Below are 15,188 nucleotides of genomic sequence, written 5' to 3' on the forward strand. Positions count from 1 at the left end.
TCTCTCCCCGACACCCGGATTTCCACCCGGCACACGACACGCCGCCGTCGGTACCGGAAATAGGGATTCCGGTTCCGACGGCGGCGCGGCCGTATTCGGTGAAGTGCGGAGACTCAGCAGCCGCCGGCCACCGCGGGAATGATCGAGATGCCCGCGCCGTCCTTGATCTCGGTCTCCAGACCCTCGGCGAAGCGCACGTCGTCGTCGTTCACGTACACGTTGACGAAGCGGCGCAGCTTGCCCGCGTCGTCCAGCACCCGGGCGGCGATGCCGGGGTGGTTGGCGTCCAGGTCGGCGATGACGGCGCCCAGGGTGGCGCCCTCGGCGGCGACCTCGGCCTTGCCGCCGGTGTAGGTGCGCAGGATGGTCGGGATGCGGACGGTGGCGCTCATGCGCGGGCTCCTAGCGGGGAGGTGAGGGGGGATCAGGCGGAGGCGAGACCGGCGGCCCGGAACGAGTCCAGGGTCGGCCGGATGGTGGCGGTCAGGCCCGCCTCGGCGACGGCGTCCAGGGTCTTCAGGCCGTCACCGGTGTTGATCGCGACGGTCTCCTTGGACGGGTCCAGCTGACCGGTCTCGACCAGCTTCTTCAGCACGCCGATGGTCACCCCGCCGGCGGTCTCGGCGAAGATGCCCTCGGTCCTGGCCAGCAGCTTGATCGCGTCGACCACCTGAGCGTCCGTCACGTCCTCGACCGCACCGCCGGTGCGGCGGGCGATGTCCAGCACGTACGGGCCGTCGGCCGGGTTGCCGATCGCCAGCGACTTGGCGATGGTGTTCGGCTTGACCGGGCGGATCACGTCGTGGCCCGCCTTGAAGGCGGCGGAGACCGGGGAGCAGCCCTCGGCCTGGGCACCGAAGATCCGGTACGGGCGGTCCTCGACCAGGCCGAGCTTGATCAGCTCCTGCAGACCCTTGTCGATCTTGGTGAGCTGGGAGCCCGAGGCGATCGGGATCACCAGCTGCTCCGGCAGCCGCCAGCCGAGCTGCTCGCAGATCTCGTACGCCAGGGTCTTCGAGCCCTCGCCGTAGTACGGACGGAGGTTGACGTTGACGAAGCCCCAGCCCTCGCCGGCCGGGTCGCCGATCAGCTCGGAGCAGAACCGGTTCACGTCGTCGTAGTTGCCCTCGATGCCGACCAGCTCGCCGCCGTAGACACCGGCCATCACGACCTTGCCCTGCTCCAGGTCGTGCGGGATGAAGACGCAGGACTTGAAACCGGCCCGGGCCGCGGCGGCACCGACCGCGCCGGCCAGGTTGCCGGTGGAAGAGCACGACAGGGTGGTGAAGTTGAAGGCGCGCGCCGCCTCGATGGCGCAGGCGACCACCCGGTCCTTGAAGGAGTGGGTCGGGTTGCCCGAGTCGTCCTTGACGTGCAGCTGGGCGGTGAAGCCGAGCTCGCGACCCAGGTTGTCGGCCTTCACCAGCGGGGTCCAGCCCGGGTTCAGGTTCGGCTTGCCCGCCACATCGGCCGGGACCGGCAGCAGCGGCGCATAGCGCCAGATCGAGGCGGGACCGGCCTCGATCCGCTTGCGCAGCTCCTCGGCGGACTCGGAGCCGAAGTCGTACGCGATCTCCAGCGGGCCGAAGCACTCGACGCAGGCGAAGCTCGGACCGAGCGGGAATCGGGTGCCACACTCGCGACAGGACAGGGCGGCAGCGGGGCCGAGGTCGACGGTCGGGGCGGCAGAAACAGCGGTAGCCATGATGGCGGAGGCCTCTCTCCTCATCTTCCCCGTGACGCGGGCGCGCCACAGGACGGAATTGGCACCTGTCCCGCCGGAAGACCACTGCTGGTCGGCCGTACGAGAAGGTTGCCGGGACTTCGACGGGCCGTTCCCTCAGTCCCTCTGGATGAGCTCTGTGAAGTTGTGGTCCTGCTCTCCGGCCGACCCCGACGTGCGAAGGTCTGACCGCAGTACGAAGACTGTATCCGAAGGCGCCGGGCGGAGAACCGCCCGTCCGAGTCGCGAGATGCGCCGTCCTGAGAAGCCCGACCCCAGAGTCCGAACCGAGGAGACCAGACGTGCCCGACCAGCCGACCCCGGCCGATCCGCCCGAGGAGCTGCTGCCGGAGGTGGCCGACTGGCTGCACCGGCGCTCCTGGACGACGGCCGACCGGCCCCCGGCCGACCTGCTCGCCGCCAAGCGCGCCGCCGGAGCGGCCGGGACGGTCAGCGTGGTGCTGCCCGCGCTCGACGAGGAGTCCACGGTCGGCGAGATCGTCCGGGTGATCCGGCGGGAGCTGATGGAGCGGTTGCCGCTGGTGGACGAGATCGTGGTGGTCGACTCCGGCTCGGTGGACGGCACCGCCTCGGCCGCGGCGGCGGCCGGCGCCCGGGTGGTGCACCGGGACGACGTACTGGCCCGGCTGCCCGCCGCCCCGGGCAAGGGCGAGGTGCTCTGGCGCTCGCTGCTGGTCACCTCCGGCGAGATCGTCTGCTTCATCGACGCGGACCTGCGGGAGTTCGACCCGGCCTTCGTCTCCGGCATCGTCGGGCCGCTGCTGACCGATCCGGCGATCCAGCTGGTGAAGGCGATGTACGACCGCCCGCTGGAGACCGACGGCGCGGTGGTCCCGGCCGGGGGCGGGCGGGTGACCGAGCTGGTGGCGCGGCCGCTGCTGAACCTGCACTGGCCCCAACTGGCCGGATTCGTCCAGCCGTTGGGCGGCGAGTATGCCGCCCGGCGGTCACTGCTTGAGCAGCTGCCGTTTCCGACCGGGTACGGCGTCGAGCTGGGCCTGCTGGTGGACGCGCTCGACCGGGTCGGCCTTGACGCCCTGGCCCAGGTCGACGTCGGGGTCAGGCACCACCGGCACCAGGACGGCCAGGCGCTCGGCCGGATGGCGGCCACCATCTACCGCACCGCCCTGGAGCGCCTGGACCGCACCCACCGCCTCAAGACCACCCCCGACCTGGTCCACCCCCTGCTCACCCAGTTCACCCGCGACCCCGCCACCCGCGAGTTCACCGCCCACACCCACCCGGTCGGCGCACTCGAACGCCCCCCGATGATCACCGTCCCGGAGTACCTCGACCCGCTACGGAGCCAGGGGCTCGGGGAACTGCGACGCCGACCTCGTGCAAGATGATCCGCACGTAGGTGGTCAGGCACTTTCGCAGTGACCCGAACGCCAGATCTCCTCGCAGTTCCCCCAGCCCCTGGACCGTAGATGCCGAGCCCCTGTGACACAGCTCGAGTGGTTTGGGTCCCCCGGTGCAAGGCAAGGTTGGTGTCATGGCCGATCTCGCGACCGAACGTTCGAATCTGACCGGGGCCGCCCCCATCCTGGTGGCCTCCAACCGGGGGCCGGTGTCCTTCACCGCCGAGGACGACGGCTCGCTGACCCTGCGCAGAGGCGGTGGCGGCCTGGTCTCGGGCCTCTCCGCGATCGACGACCCGTCCGCCGTCTGGGTGTGCGCCGCCCTCTCGGAGGCCGACCGGACCGCGGCCCGCCGCTCCCCCGACGGCCGGCTGGACCTCGGCGGCTTCGAGGTCGGCGGCCAGGCCGTCCGGATGCTGGACATCGACCCCGGCACCTTCGCCCGCGCCTACAACGGCGTGGCCAACTCCACCCTCTGGTTCGTCCACCACCTGCTGTACGAGACCCCGGTGGCACCGGTCTTCGACGACCGGTTCCGGCGCGAGTGGGACTCCTACCGGACGTACAACACCGCCTTCGCCGAGGCGCTGGCCGCCGAGGCCGCACCGGGTGCGGCGGTGCTGATCCAGGACTACCACCTCTCCCTCGCCCCGGACCAACTCCGGCAGCTGCGACCGGACTTGAAGATCGGTCACTTCTCGCACACCCCGTGGGCCCCGCCCGACTACTACCGGATGCTGCCGGACGACGTGGCCGCCGACGTGCTGACCGGCATCCTCGGCGCGGACCGCGCCGCGTTCCTGACCCGCCGCTGGGCGCTGGCCTTCGCGGACTGCTGCGAGGCGGTGCTCCGCGCCACCGTGGACCGGGCCGCACTCACCGTCACGCACGCCGGCCGGACCACCCGGCTGGGCGTGCACGGTCTCGGTGCGGACGCCGACTTCCTCCGTGAGCGGTCCCACCAGCCGGACGTGGACGCCCGGTTGGCGACCCTGCGGGAGGCGGTCGGCCGCTCCGGCGACCAGGCACCGCGCCGGACGATCGTCCGGGTGGACCGGACCGAGCTGAGCAAGAACATCGTCCGCGGCCTGCTGGCCTACCGGCACCTGCTGCGGTCCCGCCCGGAGTGGCTGGACCGGGTGGTGCACATCGCGTTCGCCTACCCGTCCCGGCACGACCTGCCGGAGTACCGGGAGTACACCGCCGCCGTGCAGCGGATCGCCCAGGAGATCAACGACGAGTTCGGCACCCCGGCCTGGCAGCCGCTGATCCTGCACGTGAACGACGACTTCCCACGCTCGCTGGCCGCGTACCGGCTGGCCGACGTGGCGCTGGTCAACCCGATCCGGGACGGGATGAACCTGGTCGCCAAGGAGGTGCCGGTGGTCTCCGACGCCGGGTGCGCCCTGGTGCTCTCCCGGGAGGCGGGCGCCTACGACGAACTCGGCGAGGACGCCATCACGGTGAACCCGTACGACGTGATCGAGACCGCCGAGGCGCTGCACCGGGCGCTCACCATGCCGACGGCCGAACGGACCGACCGCACCAAGCGGTTGGCCGCCGCCTCGACCGCGCTGCCGCCGCAGCAGTGGTTCCTGGACCAGCTCACGGCGCTCCGCGAGTAGCCCGGGAACCACCACCCTCGGCTCAGGCGGCGAACCCGCCGTCCACGCTGATCGCGGCCCCGGTGACGTACCGGCCGTCAGGCCCGGCCAGGTACGCCACGGTGGCCGCGATCTCGTTCGGCTCGGCGTAACGGCCCAGCGCCGTGAAGCCGTTCACCGTCTCCGCGAACGGGCCCTCGGCCGGGTTGGCCTCGGTGTCCGTCGGCCCGGGGTGGACCAGGTTGACGGTGATGCCCCGGGGGCCGAGCTCCCTGGCCAGCCCCTTGACCATGCCGACCTGGGCGGTCTTGCTGGCCGCGTACAGGACGAGGCCGGGGAACACCACCCGCTCGGCCACGTTGCTGCCGATGCCGATGATCCGGCCGCCGCCGGTCATGTGCGGCAGCGCCGCCTGTGCGGCCACCAGGGGCGCCCGCACGTTCACCGCCAAGGTGCGGTCCAGCAGGTCGAGTTCGAGCTCCTCCAGCGGGCCCATCGGGAACACCGCCGCGTTGTTGACCAGGATGTCCAGCCGCCCGAAGGTGGCGGCCGTCTCGTCCACGGCGGCCCGGACGGCCGCCGGGTCCGCACTGTCGGCCCGGATCGCGAGCGCTCGGCGGCCGAGCTCCTTGACCTGCCGCACGACGTCCTCGGCCCGCTCGGTGTTCTGCTCGTACGTCAGCGCCACGTCGGCGCCCTCCTCGGCCAGCCGGAGCACCACGGCCGCGCCGATCCCCCTGCTGCCGCCGGTCACCAGGGCCACATGTCCTTCAAGTCGGTTCATGTGCAAGAGCATTGTCGAACCGGGCGGTCCGGTCCGGCGGGATTCGGACCTCGCGTTCCGGGGTGCGGTGTCACCACAACCTCCGCACCCCGGAACGGCCGGCTCAGCCGGCCACGCCGACCCGGACGGTCTGACCCGGCGTCACCTTGAGGTCGAGGTAGCTGTAGGTGACGCCGTGCTCGACCTTGGTCAGCGCGGGCTTGGCGACCCCGTTCACCGTCAGGGTCGGGTGGCTGCCGACGAAGCGCGCCTCCCAGGTGTAGCTGCGGGCCGTCGAGTGGTTGGTCAGGGTGGAGCCGGTGGCGCCGTCCTGCCGCAGGCTGACGGTGTCCTTGCCGACCGGGATGTCGTCGACCTGGAGCCAGTCCATCCCGGCGGGCAGCCGGGACTGGGTGGTCAGCCGCCGGTTGGGGGCGTCCGGGGCGAGGCCGAGCAGGCCGGAGACGGTCTGGCCGACCAGGGTGAAGGAGACCTCGGGGTAGTCGCCGTTCGGGCCCTGCGAGGCGTTCACGTGCTGGACGTCGCGCTGGTCGTAGACGTACTGCATCCACTTCCAGGCGGTGTCGTTGCGGTTGTTGGCGAAGAAGGTGTCCGGCAGGTAGGTGAACGCCTCGATGTTGGACGGGCCGTGGCCGCCGGAGGCCTGGTGGTCGATGAAGTCCAGGTAGGCCTCGTTGCGCGGCCCGGCCTCGATGATCTGCTTCATCGGCATGAACCAGCTGTTCTCCAGGCCCCAGCCCTTGAACGCGGTGCCGTCGCGCGAGTACGCCCGGACCATGTCGGCGCCCGAACCGGTGCCGCTCCACTCCGAGTTGAAGTACTGCTTGAGCGCCGCCGCCTGCTGCTCCGCCTGGGCGGCCAGCGCGGTGTCGCCCTTCGCCTCGGCCAGCGAGGCCACCGCCAGGTAGGCCTGGTACTGGGCCGCGATGCCGTCGCCGGCCTCGGCGAGCTTCTCGTCGCCCTGCTCGTTGTAGCTGGCGGTGCCGGAGAAGATGCCCCTGCCGGTGCCCTCGGCGACCTGCACCGCGCCGTTGCCCTTGGCCGCGTTGTGCAGGGCGACGAACTCCTTGGTGGTGTGCCGGTAGAAGTCCCAGAACACCTGGTCGTCGACGTACGCCGGGTCACCGCTCCAGCGGTACGCCTGGGCCGCCTTCTCCACCAGCTCGAACGGGGCCGGCACCTCGCGGACGAAGAGGTCGGGGTTGCGGTAGTCGATGCTCAGGTAGGTGCCGGTGTCGAAGTTCTGGGCCCAGACCGGGTAGTACTTGTGCGCCTCGGTCGCGGAGGCCGCGAAGGAGTGCAGCATGCTGCGGTTCTCGGCGGTCAGGCCGAGCACCTGGGCGCCGACCACCTGGTGCGCCATGTCCCGGGAGTAGTAGCCGCTGCGGTTGGCGTATCCGGCCCAGTAGGACGGGCCGTAGGTGGCGGTGCCGGTGCCGGAGCGGTTGTTCTCGTCGACGTTCAGCGGGCCGGTCGAACCCGCCAGCAGCACCCAGCTGTTGGCCTTCCGCTTGGCCCAGTCGAACATCTCGACGATCGCCGGGTCGGAGGAGCTGATCCGGGGGTCGGCCGGCGCCGCCGGGGAGATCATCACGTCGTCCACGTTGAGCCAGCCGTCGCCGGACTCGAACGCGATCTCCAGCCTGTCGCCCCTGGCCACCGCGACCCGGCTGACGGTGTGCCGGGAGTACTCGAACCGCTTCGGCACGGTGACCGCACCGGCCTCGACGCCGTTCACCCGGACCACGAACCGGCCGTTCGGACCGCCGGTGGCGATCCAGGCCGAGATGTCGTACCGGCCGGCGGTCGGGGCGGTCAGGGTCTGGCCGACCCGGAAGCCGGAGCCGCCGTCCAGGTAGGCCGCCTTGGCGCCGCCGTGCGGGTGGTTGGAGGCGATCCCCGCGCCGGAGCTGAACTCCCAACCGCTGGTGCCCAGTTCGAACCCGGGGTTGAGCACCGTCGGCACCTTGGCGGCGGCGGGGGCGGCACCGGCCACCGCCAGGGTCTGCGGGACGAGCGGTATCAGCAGTGCGAGAGCGGTGAGCAGCGGCAGTCTGGCGCGTCGCATCAGGGTCTCCAGGTCTCTCCGTTGAGGGAGCAGCGACGCTAACAGCGCACGGGGCCGCCTTTCAATGAGCCGGAGCAAGGATTCTCACCTTCCTGCACGATCCCGAAGAAAGTTTTCAGCGATCCATTGCAAGTCGGCTCCACTCGTTGCTAGCGTCCAGCCGTCACACCCCACCCTCGAAAGGCACCACGATGACCTCCCTCGACCGACGTGGACTCCTCAGACTCGGCGGCGCCCTGACCGTGGGTGCCGGGCTCGCCGCCTGTTCGGGCACCGGAAACAGCACCGACGGCGGAGGCGCCGGCGACTCCCGCAAGGGCGAGATCACGGTCTGGAGCTGGCAGGGCCCGGCCGCTCAACTCAAGGCGCTGCTCCCGGAGTTCAACAAGGCGTATCCGGACATCAAGGTCACCGTGCAGGACATCGGCAACCCGGCGATCTGGGACAAGATCACCACCGGCATGGCGGCCGGCGGCAGCGGCCTGGCCGACGTGCTGCACATCGGGGTGGACTACCTGCCGGGCTACGTGGAGAAGTTCCCGACCGGCCTGGCCGACCTCGGCCCGCTCGGCGCGACCAAGCACAAGGACGCCTTCGCGCAGGGCCTGTGGCAGACCGTCGCCCCCAAGGGCCGCGTCAACGCCCTGCCCTGGGAGGCGAACTCGGGTGGCTTCTACTACCGGGCCGACCTCTTCGAGCAGGCCGGGGTGGACGTCGAGTCGCTGCAGACCTGGGACGAGGTGATCGAGGCGGGCAAGAAGCTCAAGGCCGCCACCGGCGCCCACCTGCTCGGCATCGACAAGCCTGCCTCACAGCCCGACGCCGCCAACTTCTTCCAGCTGCTGCTCCAGCTCCAGGGCAAGTTCTACTTCGACCTGGACGGCGCGATCACCCTCGACTCCCCCGAGGCGGTCACCGCACTCACCCTGATCAAGAAGATGAACGACGCCGGCCTGGTCAGCGACCTGTCCGGCGGCTGGAGCGCGCTGGAGAACTCGATCAAGCAGGGCACCGCCGCCGTGCTGCCCTGGCCGACCTGGTTCGGCGGCATCATCGAGAGCCTGGTCCCGCAGGAGGCCGGCAAGTGGAAGGTCCGGCTGCCCCCGGCCGTCCGCCGCGGCGGTGCCACCGCCGCCACCGTCAACTCCACCCACCTGGCGGTCGCCGGGTCCAGCAAGCAGCAGGCCGCCGCCTGGACCTTCATCGAGTACGTGCTCACCAAGCCGTCCTCGCAGGTGGCGATCTACCGGGGCAAGGGCATCGCCCCGGCGCTGATGGCCGCGTACGAGGACTCGGTCTTCCACGAGCCGTCGGCCTTCTTCAGCGGCCAGAAGAAGGGCGAGATCTTCCTCGCCGCGCTGAAGGCCCCCTCCCCCGCCTTCAACTACTCCGCCGACTACGCCCGCGCGCTCAAGGTGGTCACCGACGCCCAGACCAAGGTGCTGCTCAAGGGCGCCGACCCGGCCGAGGTGCTGAAGCAGGCTGCCGACCAACTGGCCCAGCAGACCGGGCGCAAGGTCGTGCGATGACCCGTCGCTCCATTCCTTACCTGTTCGTGCTCCCGGCGGTGCTGCTGTTCGCCGCCTTCAAGCTCTACCCGATCCTCGCCTCGTTCCGGCTCAGCCTCTACAAGCAGTCGGGCGGAGTGGAGACCTTCGCCGGCCTCGACAACTACGCCCGGCTGCTGGACGACTCGCTGTTCTGGACCGCGCTCGGCAACAGCGCGGTGATCCTGGTCGTCCAGGTCCCGCTGATGCTGGCGCTCGCCACCGGCCTCGCGGTCGCCTTCAACTCCACTCTGCTGAAGGGACGTTCGCTCTTCCGGCTGGGCTTCTTCCTGCCGATGATCACCGGCCTGGTGGCGTACGGGATCATCTTCTCGGTGCTGCTCAACCAGCAGTACGGGCTGGTCAACTGGCTGGTCGGCAGCGACATCCCGTGGCTGACCGACCCGCTGCTGGCCAAGGTCTCCCTCGGCCTGGCGCTCACCTGGCACTACACCGGCTACAACGCGGTGATCCTGCTGGCCCGGCTGCAGACCATCCCCACCGAGCTGTACGACGCGGCGGCGGTGGACGGCGCCGGGGCCTGGCGCGCCTTCCGGCACGTCACGCTGCCGGGGCTGCGGCCCGCGCTGCTGCTGACCACCGTGCTCTCCACCATCGGCACCCTGCAACTCTTCGACGAGCCCTACGTGCTGACCGGCGGCGGGCCCGACAACGCGACCCTGACGATCGGCATGTACCTCTACCAGAACGCCTTCAAGTACTTCGACTTCGGCTACGCCTCGGCCATCGCCTACGCGCTGGCCCTGCTGATCGGGGCGCTCGGCCTGCTCCAGTTCAAGGTGCTCGGAGGGAAGTCGTGAAGCTCCGCAGCCTCACCCTGACCTGGTCGCTGGCCATCACGCTGGCCGCCGTCCTGGTCCCGTTCTACTGGCTGGTGATCGCCGCCACCCACAGCTCGCAGGAGATCTTCCGCACCCCGCCGCCGCTGCTCCCCGGCGGGCATCTGCTGGACAACCTGAACAGCCTTCAGGAGAACGCGGGTTTCGGCCGGGTGGTGCTCAACTCGCTCGGCATCGCCACCGTCTACACCCTGCTCGCCGGGACGATCTGCACGCTGGCCGGGTACGGCTTCGCCAAGTTCCGCTTCCGGGGCCGGGAGCCGCTGTTCGGGCTGCTGATGCTCGGGCTGGTGATCCCGGCCCAGGTCACCCTGGTCCCGCTGTTCCGGCTGATGGCCGAGCTCCAGTGGCTGGACACCTACCAGGCGGTGCTGCTGCCCAACCTGGCGCTCCCGTTCGGGATCTTCCTGATGCGGCAGTCGATGGCCGCAGTGCCGGACGAACTGCTCGACTCGGGCCGGGTGGACGGCTGCGGCGAACTGCGGCTGTTCCTCCGGGTCGCGCTGCCGCCGATGCGGCCCGCGCTGGCCGCGCTCGCCATCTTCCTCTTCCTGTTCCAGTGGAACGAATTCATCTGGCCGCTGATCGTGCTCCGTTCCGAATCCTCCCTGACCATCCCGGTCGCGCTCGCCTCACTGCAGGGCGTCGACGACACCGACTACGGCGCGATCCTGGCCGGTACCGCGATCGCCGCGCTGCCGATGGCCGCGCTCTTCCTCGCCCTCCAGCGACACTTCGTGTCCGGGCTGCTCGCCGGGGCGGTGAAGGAATGACCTCCCATCACGATGCCGTCACCACGGCCGAGTTGGCGCCCGCCACGTACGAACCGCTGCTCGACCAGGTCTCGATCGCCGTACCGGGCGGCCACTGGTCCAGCACCGAACTCCCGTCCGGCATCCGCCTGGTGGCCGTCGAGGCGGGTGACGGGCCGGTCGAGATCCGGCTGACCGTCCCGCTCGGCGACGCCGCCGGGTACTGGCACCCGCAGGGCGGCTGGCGGCGCACGCTGCCGGCCGACTGGGAGGGCCGGGCCCGGGTCTCGCTGGTGGACGCGCTGGCCACCGGCTGCCTGTTCGACCACGCGGGCGCCACCCTGCTGACCTTCGCGGCGGCCGACCCGGTGCCCGAGGCCGAACTCCGGTTCGGCGTCTCGGAGGAGACCGACAGCTACGTCGTCCAGCTCCGGCTGCCACCGTCCACCGACCCGCACCGGCTGCTCTTCGTGCCCAGCTCGCCCACCGTGGCCACCGCCATGCGGGCACTGCGCGCCTGGTACGCCGCCGGTGTCGACGCGATGCCCGTCCCCGAAGGCGCCCGCACCCCGGTCTACTCGACCTGGTACGCCTTCAACCAGCGGGTGGACGCCGAATCGGTCGAGCAGGAGGCCGCGCTGGCCGCCCAGCTCGGCTTCGGCACCCTGATCCTGGACGACGGCTGGCAGCTCGGCGGCCACGGCCGGGGCTACGCCGGCTGCGGCGACTGGCGCCCCGATCCCGCCAAGTTCCCCGACCTCGCCGCGCACGTCGGCCGGGTCCGCGACGGCGGTCTGCACTACCTGCTCTGGACCGCCCCACTGCTGGTCGGTCCGCACTCCGAGGCGTACCGCCGGTGGGCCCCGAGCGTCCCGGCCACCGTGCCGGGGGCGTACGTGCTGGACCCGCGCCGGCCCGAGGTCCGGCAGCACGTGATCGGGCTCTGCGCCTCCCTGGTACGGGAGTTCGGGGTGGACGGGCTCAAGCTGGACTTCCTCGACGAGGCCATGGTGCACGCCGGGGACGGCGGCCCGGACGTCGGCCGGGCGATGACCGTGCTGCTCGCCGAGCTGCGGGCCGAGCTGGAACTGATCCGCCCCGGACTGCTGCTGGAGCTGCGCCAGCCGTACGTCGGGCCCGGTATGGCGCCCTACGGGAACCTGCTGCGCTCCTTCGACTGCCCGGCCGACTCCACCGCCAACCGGGTCCGCACCCTCGACACCGCGTTCCTGGCGGTCGGCGGCGCGGTCCACTCCGACATGCTGCTCTGGCCCCCGGAGGCCCCGGCGCACAGCGCCGCCCGGCAGTTGATCGGGGCCCTGCACGCCGTACCGCAGGTCTCCGTCCGGCTGTCCCGGCTGCCCGAGGAGCACCTCGCGGCAGTGGCCTTCTGGCTCGGGCAGTGGCGACGGCTGCGCGGCACCCTGCTGGACGGCGAGGTCGAGCCGGGCCGCCCGGACGAGCTGTACCCCGTGGTGCGGGCCTCCGGCGACGGGATCCTGCTGGTCAGCGTGCACGGCGAGCAGGTGGTACCGGTCGCGCTGACCCGGTTTCAGGAGCTGGTCCTGGTGAACGGATCGGCGGCGGACCGGCTGGTTCTGGAGGTGGCCGCGCCGGGCTGTTCGGCCGCGCTCACGGTCCACGGCCCCACCGGCCGTATCATCGAGCGGAGTCGGCTCACGCTGCCGCCCGGCCTGCACAGCCTGCCGGTGCCGCGCTCGGGCCTGGCCATTCTCACCAGCTTGGAAGGGACGGCATGAAGGTCGGGATCACCGAACTCGCGGCTCGAGCGGGAGTCAGCGAGGCGACCGTCAGCCGGGTGATCAACCGACGGCAGGGGGTCGCCAAGAAGACCCGGGACGCGGTCGAGCAGGCGATGGCCGAACTCGGCTACGAACGCTCCACACCCGGCCAGTTGGTGGCCGTGGTGACCGAGCACATCTCCAACCCGTTCTTCGCGGACGTGGCCGAGCGGATCGAGTCCGCGCTCGCCCCGCACGGGCTCAAGATGGTGCTCTGCCCGGCCTTCCCCGGCGGCGTCCAGGAGCGCGACTTCGTCACCGCACTGGTCGACCGGGGCGTCGCGGCGGTGGTCTTCCTCTCCGCCAGCAACACCCTGGAGGGCGCCGACACCGAGACGTACGAGCTGCTGCGGGACCGCCGCATCCCGTACGTCGGCATCAACGGCCAGTTCGAGGACGGTCACCCGGCCCCGGTCTTCTCCACCGACGACGCGCTCGCCGCCGAGCTGGCAGTGGACCACCTCTACCGGCTCGGCCACCGGCGGATCGGGATGGCCTCGGGACCGGCCGGGAACCACCCGGCGGACCGGCGGGTGGCGGGCTTCATGACCGCGATGACCCGGCGCGGCCTTGCCGACGCCGAGCAGTGGGTGATCCGGCAGTCCTACACCGTCGAGGGCGGCCAGGCGGCAGCGGCGGCGCTGGTCCAGCGTGGCGCCACCGCGATCGTCGCGGCCAGCGACTTCATGGCGCTCGGCGCGATCCGCGGGGTCCGGCGGCAGGGCCGCTCGGTACCCGAGGACGTCTCGGTGGTCGGCTACGACGGCACGATGATCACCGAGTTCACCGACCCGCCGCTGACCACCGTCCGGCAGCCGGCCGACCGGCTGGCCCTGGAGGTCGGGCGCAGCGTGCTGGCGCTGGTGGCCAACCGGCCCGTGCCGGTGGGCGAGTTGCTGTTCGACCCCGAGCTGGTGATCCGCTCCACCACGGCGCCGCCGCCGGCCTAGAGTCGGGCGGCCACGGCCGCGAGCAGCTCGGCCACGCCTGCCGGGCCCGGCACCAACAGGTCGGCCCGGTCGGCCAGTTCGGTGACCTGGGCCTCGCCGGTGGTGGCCGAGCTGCACACCAGCAGAGCCGGGTTCCCGTCGGCCCTGCGCTGCTCCAGTGCGGCGTAGGCCGGGATGTCGCCGAGGTCGTCGCCGGCGTAGAGCACCGGGCCTGGCGGGCGTTCGGCGAGGAAGGCGGTCAAGGCGCCGCCCTTGTCGACGCCCGGCGGCCGAAGCTCCAGCACGTACCGTCCTGGCTCCACCATCAGCCCGTGTGCGGCCGCCAACTGCTCCAGTGGGGCGCGGAGTTGCTCCAGTGCACCCTGGGGGTCGGCGGTACGGCGGGTGTGCACGGCCAGCGCCCGGCCCTTGTCCTCGACCCAGGTCCCCGCCGGGGCACCCGACTCGGCCAGCACGGACGGGAGCCGCTCACGGGCGGCGGCCACCCCGGGCGGCGGTGGCGGCGAGGTCAGCACGCCGGCCTCCCAGCGCTCGGCGCCGTACTGCCCGAGCACGGTGAACCGCTCCAGCCCGGCGAACCCGCCGTACTCCACGGCCGCCGCCGCCGGACGGCCCGTCACCACGACCACCGCACCGACCAGCGGCTCCAGCGCCTCCAGCGCGGCCACCGCGGCGGGGTGGGCCCGGGCCTGGTCCGGATCCGCCACGATCGGGGCCAACGTCCCGTCGAAGTCCAGCGCCACCACCGCAGACCGCGGCTCGGCCAGCAATGCGGCCAGCCCGGCCCGGCCGGCGGGCGTACGCGGCTCAGGAATACCCATGCATCGACCATACGGCTCCGAGCATGTGCAGAGCGCCCGGTTGCACTATCCAGGGGCTCGGGACTCTGCTGACTTGCGGCTCCGCCGCGTGGGCGAGGAGATCTGGCGTTCGGGTCACTGCGAAAGTGCCTGACCACCTACGCACGGATCACCTTGCAGGGGCCGGCGTCGCAGTTCCCCGAGCCCCTGGTGGTGCATCATCTGACCAAGATCAGCGCTCGGCGCGCTTCGCCTCGCGGATCCGCCGCAGCCGGTTGATCAGGACCGGGGCGTGGGCGAGCGCCTCCTGACGGTCCAGCAGGCGGTTCAGGATCTGGTAGTAGCGGGTCGCCGAGAGGTCGAGCTCCTCCCGGACGGCGCGTTCCTTGGCCCCGGTGGTGCGCCAGCTGCGGCCCTCCAGGGCGAGCACGGCCAGCTCGCGTTCGGTCAGCTCGGACATGGTCGGATCACCTCCACTTACGGGGTGTCATTCTGCCCGGTCAGGCCGACACAGTGTGCCGCCCCCGCCGTCGCGGCGGGGGCGTTAGCGTCGGGTGCCATGACCAACAGTTTCGCTCTGCACATCCCCGACGCCGACCTCGAACCCGACCCGCTGGACCCGGCGCAGATCGTCGAAGGCTCCCCGGAGGTCTCCGGCAAGGTGGTCTGGGAGTCGCCGGACGGCCGCCGGATCCGTGGTGTCTGGCAGATCACCCCGGGCGTGGTGACCGACACCGAGGCCGACGAGATCTTCGTGGTGATCAGCGGCCGGGCCACCATCGCGTTCGAGAACGGCACCGTACTGGAGGTCGGCCCCGGCGACCTGGCCGTGCTGGCCGAGGGCGACCGCACCACCTGGACGGTCCACGAGACCCTCCGCAAGGCGTACGCGATCGACCTCGGCCCGACCGGCTGA

Annotated in this window: 14 protein-coding genes and 1 riboswitch; of the genes, 8 read left to right on the forward strand and 6 right to left on the reverse strand. The window is 71.5% G+C overall.

All coding sequences use genetic code 11. The features are described 5' to 3' along the window. Positions 1–113: 113 nt before the first annotated feature. Together ASC99_RS02980 and thrC are read right to left on the reverse strand one after the other, a co-directional pair. A complete protein-coding gene (locus ASC99_RS02980) occupies positions 114–392 on the reverse strand; it encodes a ubiquitin-like small modifier protein 1 (RefSeq protein WP_057227764.1) in 279 nt (92 codons plus the stop codon). A gap of 32 nt (positions 393–424) precedes the next feature. Then, complete coding sequence (gene thrC / locus ASC99_RS02985; protein ID WP_057227766.1) at positions 425–1,705, reverse strand: threonine synthase; 1,281 nt, start codon at positions 1,703–1,705, stop codon at positions 425–427. Positions 1,706–1,722: 17 nt separating this feature from the next. Continuing rightward, positions 1,723–1,860: riboswitch (SAM riboswitch) on the reverse strand. 204 nt (positions 1,861–2,064) lie between these two features. On the opposite strand from thrC, the gene ASC99_RS02990 reads away from it, so the two are divergent. Both ASC99_RS02990 and ASC99_RS02995 read left to right on the forward strand, forming a co-directional pair. Further along, complete coding sequence (locus ASC99_RS02990; protein WP_057228071.1) at positions 2,065–3,093, forward strand: glucosyl-3-phosphoglycerate synthase; 1,029 nt, start codon at positions 2,065–2,067, stop codon at positions 3,091–3,093. A gap of 146 nt (positions 3,094–3,239) precedes the next feature. Next, a complete protein-coding gene (locus ASC99_RS02995) occupies positions 3,240–4,730 on the forward strand; it encodes a trehalose-6-phosphate synthase (RefSeq protein ID WP_057227769.1) in 1,491 nt (496 codons plus the stop codon). A 22-nt stretch (positions 4,731–4,752) separates the two neighbouring features. On the opposite strand, the gene ASC99_RS03000 is transcribed toward ASC99_RS02995, so the two are convergent. After that, positions 4,753–5,493 carry an SDR family NAD(P)-dependent oxidoreductase gene (locus ASC99_RS03000; RefSeq protein WP_200948263.1) on the reverse strand — a complete coding sequence of 247 codons (741 nt, stop codon included), beginning with the start codon at positions 5,491–5,493 and terminating at the stop codon, positions 4,753–4,755. Positions 5,494–5,596: 103 nt separating this feature from the next. Next, entirely contained in the window at positions 5,597–7,561 is a 1,965-nt protein-coding gene (locus ASC99_RS03005) for a hypothetical protein (RefSeq protein WP_057227772.1), read from the reverse strand. Positions 7,562–7,752: 191 nt separating this feature from the next. Between ASC99_RS03005 and ASC99_RS03010 the strand changes: the two genes are divergently transcribed. From ASC99_RS03010 to ASC99_RS03030, 5 genes are read left to right on the forward strand one after another with little or no spacing between them, the layout of a single operon-like run. Next, entirely contained in the window at positions 7,753–9,090 is a 1,338-nt protein-coding gene (locus tag ASC99_RS03010; RefSeq protein ID WP_057227773.1) for an ABC transporter substrate-binding protein, read from the forward strand. Beyond that, entirely contained in the window at positions 9,087–9,929 is an 843-nt protein-coding gene (locus tag ASC99_RS03015; protein WP_057227775.1) for a carbohydrate ABC transporter permease, read from the forward strand. The genes ASC99_RS03010 and ASC99_RS03015 overlap by 4 nt, the downstream gene beginning before the upstream one ends. Next, positions 9,926–10,741 (forward strand): carbohydrate ABC transporter permease, encoded by an 816-nt coding sequence (locus ASC99_RS03020; protein ID WP_057227776.1) that lies wholly within the window; start codon positions 9,926–9,928, stop codon positions 10,739–10,741. Before ASC99_RS03015 ends, ASC99_RS03020 begins: the two co-directional genes overlap by 4 nt. After that, positions 10,738–12,480 (forward strand): glycoside hydrolase family 36 protein, encoded by a 1,743-nt coding sequence (locus tag ASC99_RS03025; RefSeq protein ID WP_057227778.1) that lies wholly within the window; start codon positions 10,738–10,740, stop codon positions 12,478–12,480. Before ASC99_RS03020 ends, ASC99_RS03025 begins: the two co-directional genes overlap by 4 nt. Next, positions 12,477–13,472 (forward strand): LacI family DNA-binding transcriptional regulator, encoded by a 996-nt coding sequence (locus ASC99_RS03030; protein ID WP_057227780.1) that lies wholly within the window; start codon positions 12,477–12,479, stop codon positions 13,470–13,472. Before ASC99_RS03025 ends, ASC99_RS03030 begins: the two co-directional genes overlap by 4 nt. On the opposite strand, the gene otsB is transcribed toward ASC99_RS03030, so the two are convergent. Beyond that, positions 13,469–14,293: a trehalose-phosphatase gene (otsB, locus tag ASC99_RS03035; RefSeq protein WP_057227782.1), complete on the reverse strand. Its 825-nt coding sequence runs from the start codon at positions 14,291–14,293 to the stop codon at positions 13,469–13,471. The genes ASC99_RS03030 and otsB overlap by 4 nt on opposite strands. A gap of 211 nt (positions 14,294–14,504) precedes the next feature. Next, positions 14,505–14,732 carry a DUF3263 domain-containing protein gene (locus ASC99_RS03040; protein ID WP_057227785.1) on the reverse strand — a complete coding sequence of 76 codons (228 nt, stop codon included), beginning with the start codon at positions 14,730–14,732 and terminating at the stop codon, positions 14,505–14,507. Positions 14,733–14,831: 99 nt separating this feature from the next. On the opposite strand from ASC99_RS03040, the gene ASC99_RS03045 reads away from it, so the two are divergent. Further along, positions 14,832–15,188 (forward strand): cupin domain-containing protein, encoded by a 357-nt coding sequence (locus ASC99_RS03045; RefSeq protein WP_057227787.1) that lies wholly within the window; start codon positions 14,832–14,834, stop codon positions 15,186–15,188.

The sequence above is a fragment of the Kitasatospora sp. Root107 genome (assembly GCF_001424875.1).
Classification (GTDB): Bacteria; Actinomycetota; Actinomycetes; order Streptomycetales; family Streptomycetaceae; genus Kitasatospora.